We start from the raw sequence: 17,658 nt of genomic DNA on the forward strand, positions 1-17,658 counted from the left end.
GCGGATACCACCGGGCGACCGGCCCTATCCCCGGATCAGCGCCGGGCGCGCACGGCGGCGGCGAGCTCGTCGAGCAGCTCGGCCGTGGTGTCCCAGGACATGCACTTGTCCGTGACCGAGCGCCCGTAGACGAGCTCGCCGTCGAGGGACTGGTTCCCCTCCACCAGGAAGCTCTCCATCATCAGCCCGGTCACCCCGGTGTCACCGCCCGCGATCCGGTCCGCGATCTCCCGCACGACCCCGGCCTGGCGGACGTGGTCCTTGCGCGAGTTGCCGTGACTGGCGTCGACGACCACCCGCTCGGGCAGCCCCGCCTTCGAGAGCCGGGCACGGGCGTCGACGACGTCGTCGGCGGAGTAGTTGGGCCCGGCCGCGCCGCCGCGCAGGATGACGTGCGCGTCGGGATTGCCGGTGGTGCGCACCAGCGCGGCGAGCCCGTCGGCGTTGATGCCCATGAACACGTGCGGGGCCGCGGCCGCGCCGATGCCGTCGACGGCGACCTGGACGTCGCCGTCCGTCCCGTTCTTGATCCCCACCGGCATCGACAGGGCGCTGACCAGCTGCCGATGCACCTGCGAGGCCGCGGTCCGGGCCCCGATGGACCCCCAGGTCACGGTGTCGGCGATGAACTGCGGGGTGATGGGGTCGAGGAACTCGCACCCGACGGGCAGGCCGAGCGCGGTGATGTCGAGCAGCAGCCGGCGGGCGGTGCGCAGGCCGCGGTTGACGTCGAAGCTGCCGTCGAGGCCGGGGTCGTTGATCAGGCCCTTCCAGCCGACGGTCGAGCGGGGCTTCTCGAAGTACGCCCGCATCACGACGAGCAGGTCCCCGGAGAGCCGCTCCGCCTGGGTCGCGAGCCGGTGCGCGTAGTCGAGTGCCGCGTGGGGGTCGTGGATCGAGCAGGGGCCGACGACGACCAGCAGCCGGTCGTCGCGGCCGTCGAGGACGTCGACGACGTCGGCGCGGCCGCGGGTGACCACGTCGGCCACCCGGTCGTCGGCCGGCAGCTCGTCGCGCAGCAGTGCGGGGGAGAGCAGTGGGCTGATCCGCGCGGTGCGGTGCTGGTCCAGCGCGGCCGTGCGGATCGAGCTCGGCGCGGCGGTATCGAGGGGGGACATCCGGTGGGTCCTTTCGCGGACCGGCCCCGGTCGAGGATCCCGCCGAGCCGGCCCAGGTGGTTCCGGCTCTCGTGGGGATGGATGGTCAGCGCAGCGGGCTGCGTGCCGACCCATCCCGGGCCGGCCCGCTAAACCAGTATCGGCGCGCCATGCGGACCACCGTAGCAGCCACGGTCAGGACAGCGTCCAGATGGCGTAGTTCAGGGCGGCGGCGAAGGTGACCCAGCCGAGGTAGGGCACCAGCAGCCAGGCCGCGGCGCGGGAGTGCCGGGCGAACAGCCCGATCGTCGCGACGATGGACAGCCACAGCAGCACGATCTCGGCGAACGCGACGCCCTGCAGGCCCGCACCGAAGAACAGCGGGGTCCAGGCCATGTTGAGCAGGAGCTGCAGGCCGTAGACGACGTGTGCGGGCGCGGTGAGCCCGGCCCGGCGCCAGACGAGCCACCCGGACACCGCGATCGTGGCGTAGAGGACGGTCCAGACCGGCCCGAACAGCCAGGACGGTGGCGCCCACGAGGGGCGCGTGAAGTCGGCGTACTGCTCGGACGCCGACGCCGAGGCCAGCCCGCCGACCACGGCGACGACCGCGACGACGACGGCGAACCCCAGCAGCGCGAGCAGGGCGGGTGGGCGGATCCGGGACGCAGGAACGGTCATACCGGATAGTCTCGACGATCGAGAGACTTCTCGCGCGGCGAACCGCTCCTCGCCCGAGATCGGGCCTACCGGCCCACGGCGTCGATCCGGGCGGAGATCTGCGCCGCCAGTTCGGTGTCCTTCGCGGTGAGACCGCCGGCGGAGTGCGTCGAGAGCCGGAAGGTGACGTTCCGCCAGCGGATGTCGATGTCCGGATGGTGGTTGCGCTCCTCGGCGTCCTCGGCCACCCGGTCCACGACCGTGATCGCGTCGGGGAAGCTCGGCAGCTCGGCGGTGCGCACGATCGCGTCGCCGTCGCGCTCCCAGCCCGGGAGCTCGGCCAGCGCGGCGGTGACGGCGGCGTCGTCCAGCAGTTCGGCCATACCGGCCATCATGGATCAGTCGCGCGCCCCGGTCATCCCGATCAGGCGTCCCGCCGCTGCATCCGCCAGATCGTGAAGCCGATCCCGATGGCCGCGTAGCAGAGTGCACGCAGTGTCGAGGTGCCCATGGCGTCGAGCACGATCGGGTCGCGCAGCGCGTCCGCCCCCGCGGACCAGCCCGAGGTGAGCAGCCAGGGCTGGAGCCAGTCCAGCGCCGGGATCGCGCTCAGCACCCCGAAGGCGATGAGCCCGCCGAGCACGCTCGCCAGCACCACCAGCGGGTGCTCGGTCAGCGAGGACACCGCGAGCGCCACCGCTCCGACCGCCGCCAGCTGCCCGACGACCCACACGGTGACGAGCGCGACCCGCGCGAGCCCGGGGCCGAGGCCGAGCGTCGTGCCGGACAGGGTGACCATGCCGCCGTCCGCGCTGCCGACCACGACCATGCCCGCCACCACCCCGACGACGGCGATCACCAGGGCCGCCGCCGCGGCCACCACCAGCACGCCGAAGGCCTTCACCCCGACCAGCCGCAACCGGCTCACCGGCGCGAGGAGCAGCCCGCGCAGGGTCCCGCTCGCGGCCTCACCGGCGAGCGCGTCGGCCGCCGCCATGGCCACCGCCAGCGGCAGCAGCAGGGCCAGCGCGACGGTCAGGGCCGCGATCGGCAGGACGAGCCCGTTGCCCGCGACCGCGCCGATCAGCCCGCCGCCACCCTGACGGTCCGCGATCACGACACCGACCGCGATGAGGACCGGGATCAGCGCGAAGAGCCCGAGCGTGACCAGGGTGCGCGGGCGGCGGAACACCCAGCGCACCTCGGCCGCGAGCAACCGGCCCAGCGGGGCGGCGGAGCGGGCGCCCGGCTCCCGCACGGTCGTCGTCATGGTCCCTCCGTGAGCTGCGCGAACAGCTCCTCCAGCCGCGGGCGCCGGCGGCGCGCCTCGTGCACCGCGACGCCCGCGCGCACCAGCAGCGCGACGATCTCCGGGGGCTCCGGCCCGTCCGTCACCACCACGCCGGGCTCGCCGCCGGAGTCGCGCGTCGCGACCGCACCGGCCTCGGTCAGCACCCGCAGGGCGGGCTCCACGTCCGGTGTCACGACGACGAGGCCTCCCGTCCGCGCGTCGAGCAGCCCGCGCAGCTCGCCGGCCGCGACCAGCGAGCCGGACTGCAGCACCGCGACGTGCGTGCAGGTCGCCTCCACCTCGGCCAACAGGTGCGAGGACACGATCACCGTGGATCCGGCCGCGTGCAGCTCGGCGATGATCGCCCGGACGTCCCGGGTACCGGCCGGGTCCAGGCCGTTGGTCGGCTCGTCGAGCACCACGAGCCGGCGGGGGACGAGCAGCGCCCCGGCCAGCCCCAGCCGCTGCTTCATCCCGAGCGAGTACCCGCGGAAGCGGCGGTCGGCCGCGTGGGCGAGCCCGACCCGTTCGAGCGCGGTGCCCACGGCCCCGGGGATGGCCGCCGCCGCGAGCAGCGGCTCGGCCGCGGCCATGCGGCGCAGGTTCTCCCGCCCCGAGAGGAAGGGATGGAAACCGGGGCCCTCGACCAGCGCGCCCACGTACGGGAGCGCGGCGGCGACCTCGGGCAGCGGCCGGCCGAGCAGCTCGGCCGTGCCCGCGCTCGGGCGGGTCAGCCCGAGCAGCATCCGGATCAGGGTGGTCTTGCCCGAGCCGTTGGGCCCGAGCATGCCGAGCACGGCGCCGGCGGGGACCTCCAGGTCGAGGCCCGCCACCGCGACCGTGCGGCCGTAGACCTTCCGCAGGCCGACGGCCCGGGCGGCGGGAGCGGCGGTCACCCGCGCAGCCTCCCGCACGGGGACGGTCGTCACCGCGACAGGGCCTCGGTGAGGACCTGCTCGGGCACCGCGCCGGCGGCGACCCGGCCGTCGTCGGTGACGATCGCGCTCGCCACCGCGGTGGTGACCAGCCGCCCGCTGCCCCACGACCCGCTCACCGGGGTCCCGAGCCGGGAGAGGTCGGGCCCGCCCTGCGGCGCCTGCTCCCCGGCCGGTCGCTGCGCGACGACCACCGTGTCCCATCCGTCGCCGATCACGGTCGGCTCGCCGCCGCGCGCCCTCGGGCCGCGCTCGCGCCCGTCCTGCGGAGCGTCCGTCACGGTGGTGCCGGGCGGCGGGGTGAAGGTGAACAGCGAGGCGTCCTGCGGGCCGAAGGTGATGTCGGTGAACCCGACCTCGAAGGCCGGGTCGGCGGAGCCCGTGGCCAGCACGGTCAGCCGCAGCGGGATCCGCTTCTCCGCGTCGACGGCGATCCGGACCTCGCGCAGCAGCGTCCGCTCGGTGGGCTTGGGCGCCAGGACCAGCTCGTACGCCGGGCGACCCGCCACCTCGGCCGTGCCGTCGACGGTCACGGTGCTGGTGGTGCGCAGGTGGGCGATGGCGCCGGCGGCCGACCGGGTCGGGTCGGCGGCACCGGCGCCCGGCCGGTGCTCACCCGGCGTGACGGCCTTCCTCGTGGCGGTGCGGTCCGCCGAGTCGTAGGACCAGGCGGTGGTGCCGTCGGAGACCAGCACCTTCTCGCCCTGGTCCGAGGCCAGCGCGACCCGGCCCTTGCCCTCGCCGTCCGACCAGACCCGGGCCTCGGTGGTGCCGTTCGCGAGCTCCGGGGCGCCGGGGATCGCCGGCAGGCCGAGCGCGTTGTCCAGCTCCACCGTGCCGTTCAGCGGCCCCGGGTCCGCCCGCTCCACCGAGGCCACCAGGTCCTCCGGCGAGACCGGCGGGAGCTCGGGCGCCGCACCCGCGCCGGCGGGCGTGGCCACCAGTCCCAAGCCGACCACGCCCGCGATCGCCACACCCGTCCCGATCCGGGCCCAGAGCCGTCCTGCCGTTCCCGCTGCCATGCCGGTAAGCCTGACGCATGCGGGCTGAGAGAGGTCTCAACCGACCCCCCGCGGCTGAGAAACGGCTGAGCGGAGCGAGCATCGGTTCCCGAGGTTCCCCACGGTGCCCGGCGGTAGGTTGGCGCCGATGGCCAGGGTGCTGGTGGTGGACGACGAGCCCGCGGTGCGCACGGCGCTGACCCGCGGGCTCACCGCCGAGGGGATGGAGGTCGTCGCGGTCGGCGACGGCGACTCCGCCCTGCGCGCCGCCCTGACCGGGGGATTCGACGCGATCGTGCTCGACATCATCCTGCCGGGGCTCTCCGGGTACCGGGTGCTCGAGCGGATGCGGGCCGCCGGTGTCGACACCCCGGTGCTGATGCTCTCCGCCAAGGACGGCGAGATCGACCAGGCCGACGGGCTGGACCTCGGCGCCGACGGCTACCTGGTCAAGCCCTTCTCGTTCGTCGTGCTGGTGGCTCAGCTCAAGGCGATGCTGCGCCGCCGCGACGCCGCCCTCGGCCGCTCGGGACAACGGGTCCGGCTCGGCGGCCTCGTCGTCGACCCGGCCTCGCGCTCGGTGACCTGGGAGGACGTGCCGGTCGAGCTCTCGCCGCGGGAGTTCGAGCTGCTGCACGCCCTGGCCCGCAGGCCCGACACCGCCGTCGCCAAGGACGAGCTGCTGCGCCTGGTCTGGGGCGACGAGCAGGCCGCGAGCCGCAACGTCGTCGAGGTCTACGTGGGGTACCTGCGCCGCAAGCTCGACGCCGTCGGCGCCGGGCACGTGCTGCGCACCGTCCGCGGGCACGGGTACCTCGTCGGATCGGGCTGAACCGGTGCTGCGCCGTCGGTTCGGGCGCGGCCTGGCGCGTGCGCGGGCCCTGCGGGTCCGCGGCTGGTGGCGGTGCCGCACGTTGCGCTTCCGGATCACCACGGTGGTCGGCCTGGTCGCGCTGGTCGCCCTGCTGGCGTTGAGCCGGCTCGGGGTGACCCTGCTCTACACGACGCTGATCACGGCGGCCGACAACGAGCTGCACACCCAGGCCCGGGTCGTCGTGTCGCGGCTGGAGGCGGGCGAGGCCGTCGACGACCGGGCGGCCCCGCCGTCGATCCGGATCACCGACACCGCGGGCACCCCCGTCGACGGCCGGGGGCCGTTGCCGATGAGCGGCCGCGACGTCCGTGACCTCGCCGCCGGGCGGGCGGAGAGCGTGTTCCGCGACGGCACCGCCACCCGCTGGGTCGCGGACCCGGCGATCCTGCCCGACGGGACGACCCGGCTGGTGTTCGCCTCGGGGGACCTGGTGGGCGGGGCGACGCTGCTGGCCCGGGCGGCCGTCGGGTTCGTCGTCGCGGGGCTGCTCGCGGCGGGGGTCGTGGCGCTCGCGGCCTGGGTGGCGACCCGGGCGGCGCTGCGGCCCGTCGACCGGATGCGCGCCGCCGCCGCCGCGCTGCCGCCCGGGCGGCGGTTGCCGGTCCCCGTGGCGCACGACGAGCTGCGTGCCCTCGCCGAGGAGCTGAACTCGCTCCTCGCCCGCCGCGACGACGCCGCCGCCCGGCTCGAACGCTTCACCGGGGACGCGGCGCACGAGTTGCGTTCCCCGGTCGCCGCGATCCGGGCGCAGGCCGAGGTGGCGGTGGCGCACCCCGACCCGGAGCTCGCGGAGGAGACCCTGCGCAACGTCGCCGTCGAGGCGCAGCGGCTGTCCGGGCTGCTCGCCGACCTGCTGGCGCTCGCCCGTGCCGACGCCGGGCAGCGGCCCGACCCGGAGCCGGTCGACCTGGTGGCCGCGGCCCGCGCGGCGATCGACCGGGTCACGAGCGGCCCGGCGCCCGAGCTGCTCGCGCCGGGGACCGCGCTGGCCGCGGCCGGGCCCGCGGAGGTCGCGCTGGTGCTGGAGAACCTGCTCGGCAACGCCGCCCGCTACGCCGCGACCCGGGTCCGGATCGAGGTGCTGCCGGCCGGGCGGGTGACCCGGTTGGTGGTCTCCGACGACGGCCCGGGCATCCCCGAGGCCGACCGCGTCCGGGTGTTCGACCGGTTCACCCGGCTCTCCCAGGAGGCGGGCGCCGGGCACGCGGGTCTGGGATTGGCGCTGGTCGCGGCGCTGGTGCGGGGGCGCGGCGGCGAGGTGTCGGCGGGGGAGTCGGCGTGGGGCGGGGCGCGGCTGGAGGTGCGCTGGCCCGCGCCCTGAGGCGGCGCCGCGTCTGGAACGATCCCGGACGTGCCGGTGGAGAGTTGCTCGACCCTGATCGCGGCACCGCGCCGGCTGGTCGCCGGGGTGGTGCGGGACGGTGAGGCGGCCGCCGAGTCGCTGCGCGCGGCCGGGCACCGGTACTCCGCGGCCGTACGGCTGCTGGTCCCGGGCGACGAGGTGCTGCTCGACGCCCGGCTCGTCCCGGGCGTCCGCCTGCCGTACCGCTCGCGGATCCGCACGGTCGGCGTCGACGGGATGGTCTCCGACCTGGTGGGTGGACCGGCGAGGAGCCTGCGGCACACCACGACCCTCGGCGACTCCCCGGGCGGGACCGTCATGCGGGACGAGATCCGCTGGCGGTCGCCCTTCGGCGCGCTCGGCCGGATCGGGGACGCGATCCTCGTGCGCCGGTTGATGCGCGAGATGCTCGCCGCGCGGTCCGCCGTCTACCGGCGCCGGGCCGAGGACCTGGCCGCGGCACCCGCCGTGGTCGGGGCGGCGGTCGTCCGGGACGGGGCGGTGCTCGCGGCCCAGCGATCGCGGCCGGCCGAGCTGCGGGGGCGGTGGGAGCTGCCGGGCGGGCGGGTCGAGCCGGGGGAGACGGAACCGGAGGCGCTGGCCCGCGAGTGCGCCGAGGAGCTCGCCGCGCAGGTCGAGGTGGGGGAACGGACGGGCACCGACCTCCCCGTCAGCACCCCCGGGGGAGAGGTGGTGCTGCGCATGTACGCCGCCGCACTGCACCCGGACTCCCCGGAGCCCAAGCCGCTCGAGCACCTCGCGGTGCGCTGGCTGAGGGCGCGGGAGCTGCCCACCGTCGGGTGGGTGGACGCCGACCGCGCCGTCGTGGCGGACCTGGAGGCCCTCCTCGTCACCTCGCTGCCGCAGTAGGGATCCACAACGCGCTCAGGGCCGGGTGTGGATCGCACAATGGTTCCATGACGCGGCCAAAGGTCGGGTGTGGAGCGCGATGTGGTTCCCTACTGCGAACTCGGCCGCCAGTGGTGGAACCGGGGCGGGTGGACCCCCGTCGAACCCGGACATGGAGCCGATCACGCACCTCAGCCCCGCTGCTGTCCACCTCACCCACCTTCCCCCCGCCGACGCCCGTCCCACCGCCGCTCCCCGTGCGGGGGCCGCCTCCATCGGCGTTCCCGTCACCGGCGTCGCTTCGGCCGGTGCCGCCTCCGCCGGCGCTCCGGCCGCTGATCCCGCTCCCGCCACGGCCCGTTCGACGGCCGGCCACCCCGCCGTCGCCGCGCTGCTCCGGCGGCAGGCGGGGGTGATCTCACGGGCGCAGGCACGAGCGGCGGGCCTGTCGGCCGACGCGATCGACCGGAAGCTGGCCGGGCGGCACTGGGTCCCGCTGCACCCGCGCGTCTACCTCGACCGCAGCCACCGTCCGACGGACGAGGCGAGGGTCCGGGCGGCCGTCCTCTGGGCGGGCGACGGCGCGGTGCTCAGCGGGCTGGCCGCCGCCTGGTGGCACGGGGTGGCCCCGGCCCTCGCGGGCGAGATCGCGGTGACGGTGCCGCGCCGGCGCTCGCCCCGGAACCGCCCGGGCGTCACGGTCCGGCGTCGCGACCTGACCGACGACGACCGGGCGAGCCGGCACGGCGTACCCGTCACGGCCCCGCCACTCGCCGTGCTCGAGGCGGTGGTCGAGCTCGGTGGGGCGGGCGGCCCGTTCCTGGACCGCGCGTTGCAGTCGCACGTCGCGTTCGCCGAGGTGGCGCGGGCCCACGCGCGCAACCCGGGTGCGGCGGGCGCCACGGCCGCCCGGGCCGCCCTCACCGCCAGCGCCGAACGGGCCGCACCTGCGGCCGCGCGGCTGCTGGTCGGGCGGCTGCGGGAGGCCCGGATGATCGGCTGGCGCACGGAGCACCCGGCGGCCGGCGTGGTGCTGCCCGTGGCCTTCCCGCAGGCGCGGGTGGCGGTGGAGGCCGAGGGCTGGGCCCGCCCGCTCGGCGCGGAGGCACGCCGGGGCGTGCTCTGGCGGCGCGGGGTCCTGTCGCGGGCGGGCTGGACCGTGCTGACCTGTCGCTGGCACGACCTCGCCACGCGTCCCGCGGTCGTGCTGGCGGAGATCGGGCGGGCCGTCGCGCTCAGCCGGCGGGCGGGGTGAGCGGGCGTGGAACGGCCCGCGGGGTCGGGATCACTCTGTGACCTTGGTCATCGGCTCCGACGGTGCGGCGCCGGGGTCGGGTCCGCCGACGACCGCCGAGGCGAAAACGATCCAGAACCGGTCGCGCCGACCCGTGCGCACCGTCCACGGAGGACGGACGGGGGCCCCCGCGGGCCTGCGACCTCAGTAGATGCGGGCGGCCTTGACCGCGCGCGTGTACTCCTTGCCGCTCAGCCCCTGGGCGTCGATCTTCTTCAGCCGCAGGTGCACGACCGGGCAGCTCTTGCACCGCTTCGGCTTCGACCGGCAGCACTTCTTCTTCACCTTGGCCATCGTGAGGGCAGCCTAGGCTCACCTCTCGGCGAGGTCCAGACGTCACCCGGGATACCGTGAATCGTGACTTCAGCTGGATCCGCGCTCGCCGACGCCCCGCAGACCGCCGACCGCGGCCTGCCCGACGGCGTGCGCGCTCTGCGCAACGTGGCCATCGTCGCGCACGTCGACCACGGCAAGACCACCCTGGTCGACGCGATGCTGCGCGCGTCGGGAGCGTTCGGCGAGCGGGCCGAGCCGGTCGACCGGGTCATGGACTCCGGGGACCTGGAGCGCGAGAAGGGCATCACCATTCTCGCCAAGAACACCACCGTGACCTGGCAGGGCGTCACGGTCAACGTCATCGACACCCCGGGCCACGCCGACTTCGGCGGCGAGGTCGAGCGCGGCCTCTCCATGGTCGACGGCGTGGTGCTGCTCGTCGACGCCTCCGAGGGGCCGCTCCCACAGACCCGCTTCGTGCTGCGCAAGACCCTCGCCGCGGGCCTGCCGGTCATGCTCGTCGTGAACAAGACCGACCGTGCGGACGCCCGTATCGAGGAGGTCGTCGACGAGTCCCTGGAGCTGCTCCTCGAGCTGGCCGACGAGCTGGGCCTCGACGAGGACCGGACCGCCCACCTGCTGGACCTGCCCGTCGTCTACGCCTCCGGTCGTGCGGGCCGCGCCTCCCGCAACCGCCCGGGCGACGGCGAGCTGCCGGACTCCGAGGACCTCCAGCCCCTCTTCGACGTGTTGTTCGACGTCGTGCCGGCGCCGAAGGACGACCCGACCGCCCCGCTGCAGGCGCACGTCACCAACCTCGACGCCACCTCCTTCCTGGGCCGCATCGCGCTCTGCCGCGTCCGTGCGGGCGTGCTCCGCCGCGGCCAGCAGGTCGGCTGGTGCCAGGCGGACGGCACGGTCACCCGCGTGAAGATCACCGAGCTGCTGCGCACCGAGGGACTGGAGCGGGTGCCGGCCGAGGAGGCCGTGGCGGGCGACATCGCGGCCGTCGCGGGCATCGCGGACGTCATGATCGGCGACACGCTCGCGGACCCGGAGAACCCGGTGCCGCTCGAGCGGATCCACGTCGACGAGCCCGCGATCTCGATGACCATCGGCATCAACACCTCGCCCCTGGTCGGGCGCGACCCGAAGCCGGGCCAGAAGCTCACCGCCCGCCAGGTCAAGGGCCGGCTCGACGCCGAGCTGGTCGGCAACGTGTCGCTGCGCGTGCTGCCCACCGAGCGGCCGGACACCTGGGAGGTGCAGGGCCGCGGCGAGCTCGCGCTGGCGATCCTGGTGGAGACCATGCGCCGCGAGGGCTTCGAGCTGACCGTGGGCAAGCCCGAGGTCGTCACGAGGACGATCGACGGCAAGCTCCACGAGCCGTTCGAGAACCTCTCGATCGACGTCCCGTCCGACTCCCTCGGCGCCGTCACCCAGCTGCTGGCCGCCCGCAAGGGCGAGATGAGCCAGATGGTGCACGGCGAGAACCGGGTCCGGCTGGACTTCCGGGTGCCCTCGCGCGGCCTGATCGGCTTCCGCACCGAGTTCCTCACGATCACCCGGGGCGCGGGCATCGCGAGCCACGTGTTCGACGGCTACGGCCCGTGGGTCGGCGAGATCTCCAGCCGGCTGCGCGGTTCGCTGATCGCCGACCGCACCGGTGCGGTCACCGCCTACGCGGTCGACGCGCTGTCGGACCGCGGCGTGCTGTTCGTCGGCCCGGGCACCCAGGTCTACGAGGGCATGGTGATCGGCGAGTACACCCGCAACGAGGACCTCGAGGTCAACATCGTGCGGGAGAAGAAGCTCACCAACATGCGCAAGTCGACCGGCGACGAGCTGGTCAAGCTCACCCCGCCGACGATCCTCACCCTGGAGCAGAGCCTGGAGTTCTGCGCCAACGACGAGTGCGTCGAGGTCACGCCGGAGAACGTCCGGATCCGCAAGGTCGAGCTGGACTCGCACCAGCGCGGCCGCCAGCGGGCCCGGGCCAAGGCCGCGGCGGCCGGCGTCTCGCGCTGATCCGCAGGACCCCGGACCTGCGGGGCGGGCCGTCGGTGCGACGATGGCGGTCCGGCGGGCCGCCCGGCCCGCGGGCCGGGGAGGGCGCGTGATCGGCTGGGGGCGCAGGGCGCTGCTCGTGGTCGGCGGCTGCCTGCTCGCCCTGCTGACCGCCTGCACGGACGCGCCGGTGGAACAGCCCGCGCCGCCCGCGCCCGCACCTCCACCCGTGAACGCCCGGGTGACCGAGGTCGTCGTCGGGGTGGACGACCTCGGCGCGGGATTCAACCCGCACCTGCTGGCGGACCGCTCGCCCGTCACCCAGGCGCTCGCGACCCTCGTGCTGCCGTCGGTCTTCCGGCCCGACGCCGACGGGGCCCTGCACCTCGACCGCACGGTGGCGACCAGCGCCGAGGTCGTCTCGACCAGCCCGTTCACGGTGAGCTACGAGCTCAACGTGCAGGCCTCGTGGTCGTCGAACTCGCCCATCGCCGCCGAGGACTTCGTGTACCTCTGGCAGCAGATGCGGACCCAGCCGGGCACGATCGACGCCGAGGGGTACCGGCACATCACGGACGTCCGGTCGCGGGCCGGGGGCAAGGCCGTCGACGTCGTGTTCGACGAGCCCTACCCGCAGTGGCAGCACCTGTTCACCGGGCTGCTGCCGGCACAGATCCTCAAGGACGCGCCGGGCTCGTGGACCGGGGCGCTGCAGGGCGGGCTGCCCGCCTCCGGCGGTCCGTTCCGGGTCGCGGCGGTGGACCGCGCGCGCGGCGAGGTCGTGGTCGTACGCAACGACCTCTACTGGGCCACCCCGGCCACCCTCGACCAGATCGTGCTCCGCCGGCTCGACCCCCAGACCCTCGCCGAGGGCCTGCAGGTCGGCGACGTCGACGTCGCGATGCCCGCCGCGGGTCCCGAGGTCACCGAGGCCCTCGCGGCGCTCGGCCCCGCGGTGACGACCGCGCCCGCACCCCGCGCGACCGTCACCGACCTCGCGCTCCGCTCGGACTTCGGCCCCCTGTCCGACGTCCGGGTGCGCCAGGCCGTCGGGGCCCTGCTGGACCGCGAACGCATCCGCGCCGCGGTGGCGCCGTCCGCCCTGCCCGCCGACGCGTTCGGCCTCGCCCCGTCGGAGCCCGGCTACGCGGCCACCGCGCCCGCGGGCGCCCCGGCCCGCCCGGATCCGGCGACGGCCCGGCGCCTGCTCACCGAGGCCGGTTACACCCGCGACGCCGACGGCACCTGGACCCTCGGCAACACCCCGCTGGACCTCGTGGTGGCCGCCGGCGCCGAGCGCACCACGGACGTCGAGGTGGCCGAGGCCGTCGCGGAGCAACTGCGTGCCGCCGGCATCGGCGTGCAGGTCGTCGCACCCCCGGCGACGGACCTGTTCACGCAACGGGCCGTGCCGGCGACCCCACCGGACACGACCCCGTCGGCCTCGGGCACCGTCCCGACCTCGGCGAGCGGCGCGGTCACCCCCACCCCGAGCGCGGCCCCGACCGGCGGACCGGCGACGGGGCCCACGACGGGGCCCACGACGGGGACGAGTGCGTCGGCCACCACCACGGCGCCGCCGAGCGGCGCCGCCCCGAACGCCCCGGTCCGGGCGGACATCCTGGTCGAGCCCCGGGCGGTCGGCGGGCCGGTCGGACCGCAGTTGGCCTCGGACTACGGCTGCCCGGAGCCGACGTCGGCGCTGCCGGCGCCGCCGGCCCTGCCCAACGGCTTCTGCTCGGACTCGCTGCAACCGGTGCTCGAGTCGCTCGCCACGGCCGCGGTGCCCGATCCCACGGACCTCGGGACGGCGGAGCGGGTGCTCTGGGCCCAGCTGCCGGCCCTGCCGCTCTTCCAGCAGGTGTCGCTCCTCGTGAGCACCGCGCCCGGCGCTGCCGCGACCGGGTTCGACCCGGGCCCGCTCCGGACGGGGCCGCTCACCGGTGCGCAACGATGGAGCGCTCCGGTCAGCTGAGCCTTCCCTCGTCGGAGATAAGTTACTGCAGAGTAATCACGATGTGTCGCGCTGTCCACGTCACGTCACCCTTTGGTCACGATCGGCGACTTCGTTGGCGGGGTCACCTGTGAGGTTCCTAAGTTGCGCAGGGATCGGGCGGCCGCCCGGCACAGGGACGGCCACGCGGCGAGGGGTGGAGTGCCCCGATCCCGCGGCTCGACCGGGCCGGGACGGGCGAGAGATCGAGGAAGTCCATGAAGAGAACGAGGGCGGCCGCGGCCGCAGCGGTCGTCACGGCGGCGACCCTTGTCCTGGCGGCCTGCGGCGGCGGTGGTGGCGCCGGCGGCAGCTCGGGCGGTGTCTACGCGGACTGCGCGACGAACCCGAACACCTGCAACAGCGTTCCCGCGGACCAGCTGCAGCAGGGCGGGACGGTCACACTGGCGTCCGAGAAGAACATCGACAACTGGAACGTCATCTCGTCCGAGGGCAACACGGACTGGACGGGGATGTCGACCAAGCCCCTCCTGCCGTACGTCTTCTACACCTCGCCGGACCTGAAGGCGACGCTGAACACGGACCTCGTCGACTCCGCGGACCTCACGGACCCGACGACGATCGTCTACAAGATCAAGCAGAACGCGGTCTGGAACGACGGCACGCCGATCACCGCCGACGACTTCGCGATGAACTGGAAGTGGCAGAACACCCGGGACTGCCCGGACTGCGAGACCGCCGGCAACGGCGGGTTCGACCTCATCCAGAGCGTGGTCGGCTCGGACGACGGTAAGACCGTCACCGTCACGCTGTCGCAGCCCTACATCGACTGGAAGAGCTTCTTCAACTCCGCGGCGCCGCTGTTCCCGGCGCACGTGGGCGCGCAGCAGGGTGACCTGAACACCCCCGCGGGCCTGGCCGCGGCGTTCGACTACTTCGGCAAGACGGTGCCGGACTACTCCGGCGGCCCCTTCCAGGTCGAGAACTGGCAGGACAACGTCGCGCTGACGCTGGTCCCGAACCCGCAGTGGTACGGCGCGACCACGCCGAAGCTGGACCGGCTGGTGATCCGGGTGATCACCGACGCGACCCAGGAGCCGCTGGCCCTGCAGAACAACGAGGTCCAGGCGCTGTTCCCGCAGCCGCAGGTCGACATCGTCAGCCAGCTGAACAACATCCCGAACGTCTCGCAGTACCAGGCGGCCGGGCTGTCGTGGGAGCACTACGACTTCAACCTGCAGAACCCGTTCCTGGCCGACACGGCGTTGCGCCAGGCGCTCTACACCGCCGTGAACGTCCAGGACGTCATCTCGAAGACGGTCGGGCAGTTCAACCAGGACATCACGCCGATGAAGAACAAGATGTTCGTGCCGCAGCAGGAGGGCTACCAGGACAACCTGAGCGCCACCGGCCAGGGCACCGGTGACGTGGAGCGGGCCAGGACCATCCTCACCGACGCCGGCTACACCGGGGTGGGCACCGCCCTCGTCGCCCCCAACGGGCAGGCCGTGCCGACGCTGCGGATGCGCTACACGACCGGCAACGCCGTGCGGCAGACCGAGTGCGAGCTGTTCCAGCAGTACGCCAAGCAGCTCGGGGTGAACGTGGACATCGCGACCACGGACAGCCTCGGCACCACGCTGGACAGCGGCGACTACGACGTCATCGTGTTCGGCTGGATCATGTCGCCCGCGCCGTTCGGCGGGGCGCAGCAGGTGTGGCTCTCCGACTCGGGCTCGAACTTCGGCAAGTACCAGAACCCGACGACCGACCAGCTGATCAACGAGGCGGCCTCCTCGACCGACATCGCCGACGCCACGGCGAAGCTGAACGAGGCCGACCGGATCATGGCCGAGGACGCCTACGTCCTCCCGCTGTACCAGAAGCCGACCCTGGCCGCGGTGCAGAACACGCTGGGCAACGTGCGCAACAACGCGTCGCTCGACGGGATCACGTACAACACGGCCGAGTGGGGGATCCGCGCCGACTCGTGACGTGACGTGACGGACCGGGACGGGCCCGAGGCCGCCGGCGCCGCGCGCTGCTCGCGCGGCCCGGGCCCGTCCCCGGCGCTACCCTGCTCCTGCCGGCGGCCCGCCCCGCCACGAGCGGAGCGGACCGTGCTCCCACCACGAGTCGGAAGAAGCACATCCGCATGCTCGCCTTCGCCGTGCGCAGGATCCTGTACTCGCTACCGGTCCTGCTCGTCGCGTCGTTCATCATCTTCGCGCTGGGGTCGGCGTCCGCCGACCCGCTGGCGCCGCTGCGGGAGAAGAACCCGCCCGCTCCGCAGAGCGTCATCGACGCCGAGACCGTCCGTCTGCACCTCGACCAGCCGCTGATCCCGCGCTACCTCGGCTGGTTGGGCGGGTTGTTCACCGGGGATTTCGGGCCCTCCGTCGTGTCGACCGCGGACATCGGCACCGACCTGGCCGACCGCTTCCTCGTCACCATGCGGCTGATCGCCCTGGCCATGGTGATCGCGCTGCTGCTGGCCGTGCTGATCGGCGTGCTCACGGCGGTGAAGCAGTACACGACGTTCGACTACACGGCGACCTTCGTCGGCTTCCTGTTCCTGGCGATGCCCGCCTTCTGGTTCGCGATCCTGCTCAAGCAGGCCGGCATCGACTTCAACAACGCCGTCGGCACCCAGGCGATCTACACGATCGGGCAGGTCTCGGTGCCGGCGCCGCAGGGCGCCGGCGCCTACGTCCTCGACGTCCTCGGGCACATGGTCCTGCCGACCATCTCGCTTGCGCTCATCTCCTACGCCGCGTGGAGCCGGTTCACCCGCGCCTCCATGCTCGAGGTGATGAACTCCGACTACGTCCGGCTCGCCCGCGCCAAGGGCCTCTCCCGGCGCACGGTGATGGTCAAGCACGCCCTGCGCACCGCACTGATCCCGCTGACCACGGTCACCGCGCTGGACATCGCGTCGATCATCGGCGGCGCCGTCGTCACCGAGAACGTCTTCCAGTGGAAGGGCATGGGCGACTACCTGGTCACCTCGATCCGCACCAACGACGTCTACGCGACGGCGTCCTGGCTGCTGGTCGCGGCGACGGTGGTCATCGCCTTCAACCTGATCGCCGACCTGCTCTACGGCGTCCTCGACCCCAGGATCCGCTATGCCTGACACCACCACCACCACGACCGGCACCGGCCCGGCGCCGGCGGCGGAACGCGAGTTCACGGTCGAGGAGCGCAGCCAGGCCCAGCTGGTCCTCCGGCGCTTCCTGCAGCACCGCGCGGCCGTCGTCAGCCTCTGCGTGCTCGTCGCGCTGGTCCTGCTCGCCTACGTGGGCGGCTTGCTGTGGAAGTACGACGCCGGCGAGTACACCCCGGACAACTCCGTCCCGCCCTCCTGGGACCACCCGTTCGGCACCGACTCCGCGGGCCGCGACCAGTTCGCCCAGGTGCTGCGGGGCACCCGCATCTCGCTGCAGGTCTCGGTCAGCGTCGCGATCCTCGCCACGCTGGTCGGCACGCTGTGGGGCTCCGTCGCCGGGTACTTCGGCGGCAAGACCGACACGATCATGATGCGCATCTCCGACCTCGTGCTGACCCTGCCGCTGATCGCCGTCGCCGCGATGCTCGCGCACAACTTCGGCGGCACCTGGTACCTGATCGCGCTGGTCATCGCGGGGCTGTACTGGGCCTACGTCTCCCGGGTGGCGCGTGGCGTCGTGCTCTCGCTGCGGGAGAAGGAGTTCGTCGAGGCCGCGCGGGCGCTCGGCGCGAGCGACACGCGGATCATCCTGCGCCACCTCGTGCCCAACGCGCTGGGCTCGATCCTGGTGAACCTGACGATCCTGGTGGCGCTGGCGATCCTGCTCGAGACCGCGCTCTCCTACCTGGGCTTCGGCGTCACCCCGCCGGACACGTCGCTCGGACTGCTGGTCAGCGAGGCGCAGACGGCGCTCACCACGCGGCCGTGGCTGTTCTACTTCCCCGGAGTGTTCATCATCCTCATCGCCCTCACGATCAACTTCATCGGCGACGGCCTGCGTGACGCGTTCGACCCGCAGCAGACGAAGGTGCGCCAGTGAGCGAACGGTCGCGCGCAGGAGGAGCCGGC

General features: G+C 74.1%; 16 protein-coding genes. 9 read left to right on the top strand and 7 right to left on the bottom strand.

Annotated elements, in window-relative coordinates; genetic code table 11:
• Window positions 1–35: 35 nt before the first annotated feature.
• From ACL02T_RS05415 to ACL02T_RS05440, 6 genes are all read right to left on the bottom strand, one after another.
• Window positions 36–1,118, bottom strand: a complete 1,083-nt coding sequence (locus ACL02T_RS05415) for a 3-deoxy-7-phosphoheptulonate synthase (protein ID WP_412829549.1) — start codon at window positions 1,116–1,118, stop codon at window positions 36–38.
• A 174-nt stretch (window positions 1,119–1,292) separates the two neighbouring features.
• Complete coding sequence (locus tag ACL02T_RS05420; protein ID WP_412829550.1) at window positions 1,293–1,778, bottom strand: TspO/MBR family protein; 486 nt, start codon at window positions 1,776–1,778, stop codon at window positions 1,293–1,295.
• A gap of 65 nt (window positions 1,779–1,843) precedes the next feature.
• Complete coding sequence (locus tag ACL02T_RS05425; protein WP_412829551.1) at window positions 1,844–2,140, bottom strand: 4a-hydroxytetrahydrobiopterin dehydratase; 297 nt, start codon at window positions 2,138–2,140, stop codon at window positions 1,844–1,846.
• A 41-nt stretch (window positions 2,141–2,181) separates the two neighbouring features.
• The gene (locus ACL02T_RS05430) at window positions 2,182–3,027 is read right to left on the bottom strand and encodes an ABC transporter permease (RefSeq protein ID WP_412829552.1); all 846 of its coding nucleotides are present in this window, start codon (window positions 3,025–3,027) and stop codon (window positions 2,182–2,184) included.
• Entirely contained in the window at window positions 3,024–3,944 is a 921-nt protein-coding gene (locus tag ACL02T_RS05435) for an ABC transporter ATP-binding protein (protein WP_412829553.1), read from the bottom strand. Before ACL02T_RS05435 ends, ACL02T_RS05430 begins: the two co-directional genes overlap by 4 nt.
• A 29-nt stretch (window positions 3,945–3,973) precedes the next feature.
• Complete coding sequence (locus tag ACL02T_RS05440) at window positions 3,974–5,005, bottom strand: LolA family protein (protein ID WP_412829554.1); 1,032 nt, start codon at window positions 5,003–5,005, stop codon at window positions 3,974–3,976.
• Between the two features lie 127 nt (window positions 5,006–5,132).
• Here ACL02T_RS05440 and ACL02T_RS05445 point away from each other — a divergent pair, with 127 nt between their 5' ends.
• From ACL02T_RS05445 to ACL02T_RS05460, 4 genes are all read left to right on the top strand, one after another.
• Window positions 5,133–5,816 (top strand): response regulator transcription factor, encoded by a 684-nt coding sequence (locus tag ACL02T_RS05445; RefSeq protein WP_412829555.1) that lies wholly within the window; start codon window positions 5,133–5,135, stop codon window positions 5,814–5,816.
• A 4-nt stretch (window positions 5,817–5,820) separates the two neighbouring features.
• The gene (locus ACL02T_RS05450) at window positions 5,821–7,179 is read left to right on the top strand and encodes a sensor histidine kinase (protein WP_412829556.1); all 1,359 of its coding nucleotides are present in this window, start codon (window positions 5,821–5,823) and stop codon (window positions 7,177–7,179) included.
• A 30-nt stretch (window positions 7,180–7,209) separates the two neighbouring features.
• Window positions 7,210–8,070, top strand: coding sequence for an NUDIX domain-containing protein (locus ACL02T_RS05455; protein ID WP_412829557.1), 861 nt, complete (start codon window positions 7,210–7,212; stop codon window positions 8,068–8,070).
• 151 nt (window positions 8,071–8,221) lie between these two features.
• Entirely contained in the window at window positions 8,222–9,304 is a 1,083-nt protein-coding gene (locus ACL02T_RS05460; protein ID WP_412829558.1) for a putative endonuclease domain-containing protein, read from the top strand.
• Window positions 9,305–9,487: 183 nt separating this feature from the next.
• On the opposite strand, the gene ACL02T_RS05465 is transcribed toward ACL02T_RS05460, so the two are convergent.
• The gene (locus tag ACL02T_RS05465; protein WP_358199931.1) at window positions 9,488–9,637 is read right to left on the bottom strand and encodes a hypothetical protein; all 150 of its coding nucleotides are present in this window, start codon (window positions 9,635–9,637) and stop codon (window positions 9,488–9,490) included.
• 117 nt (window positions 9,638–9,754) lie between these two features.
• Here ACL02T_RS05465 and typA point away from each other — a divergent pair, with 117 nt between their 5' ends.
• The 5 genes from typA to ACL02T_RS05490 all read left to right on the top strand — a co-directional run bounded on the left by typA (window position 9,755) and on the right by ACL02T_RS05490 (window position 17,629).
• A complete protein-coding gene (typA, locus tag ACL02T_RS05470) occupies window positions 9,755–11,647 on the top strand; it encodes a translational GTPase TypA (protein ID WP_412829759.1) in 1,893 nt (630 codons plus the stop codon).
• Between the two features lie 88 nt (window positions 11,648–11,735).
• Window positions 11,736–13,601 (top strand): ABC transporter family substrate-binding protein, encoded by a 1,866-nt coding sequence (locus tag ACL02T_RS05475; RefSeq protein ID WP_412829559.1) that lies wholly within the window; start codon window positions 11,736–11,738, stop codon window positions 13,599–13,601.
• A 236-nt stretch (window positions 13,602–13,837) separates the two neighbouring features.
• The gene (locus ACL02T_RS05480) at window positions 13,838–15,574 is read left to right on the top strand and encodes an ABC transporter family substrate-binding protein (RefSeq protein ID WP_412829560.1); all 1,737 of its coding nucleotides are present in this window, start codon (window positions 13,838–13,840) and stop codon (window positions 15,572–15,574) included.
• Window positions 15,575–15,735: 161 nt separating this feature from the next.
• Complete coding sequence (locus tag ACL02T_RS05485; protein WP_412829561.1) at window positions 15,736–16,716, top strand: ABC transporter permease; 981 nt, start codon at window positions 15,736–15,738, stop codon at window positions 16,714–16,716.
• Window positions 16,709–17,629 (top strand): ABC transporter permease, encoded by a 921-nt coding sequence (locus ACL02T_RS05490; RefSeq protein ID WP_412829562.1) that lies wholly within the window; start codon window positions 16,709–16,711, stop codon window positions 17,627–17,629. The genes ACL02T_RS05485 and ACL02T_RS05490 overlap by 8 nt, the downstream gene beginning before the upstream one ends.
• Window positions 17,630–17,658 lie beyond the last annotated feature (29 nt).

The organism is Pseudonocardia oceanicola (assembly GCF_047200735.1).
In the GTDB taxonomy this organism is placed as follows: Bacteria; Actinomycetota; Actinomycetes; order Mycobacteriales; family Pseudonocardiaceae; genus Pseudonocardia.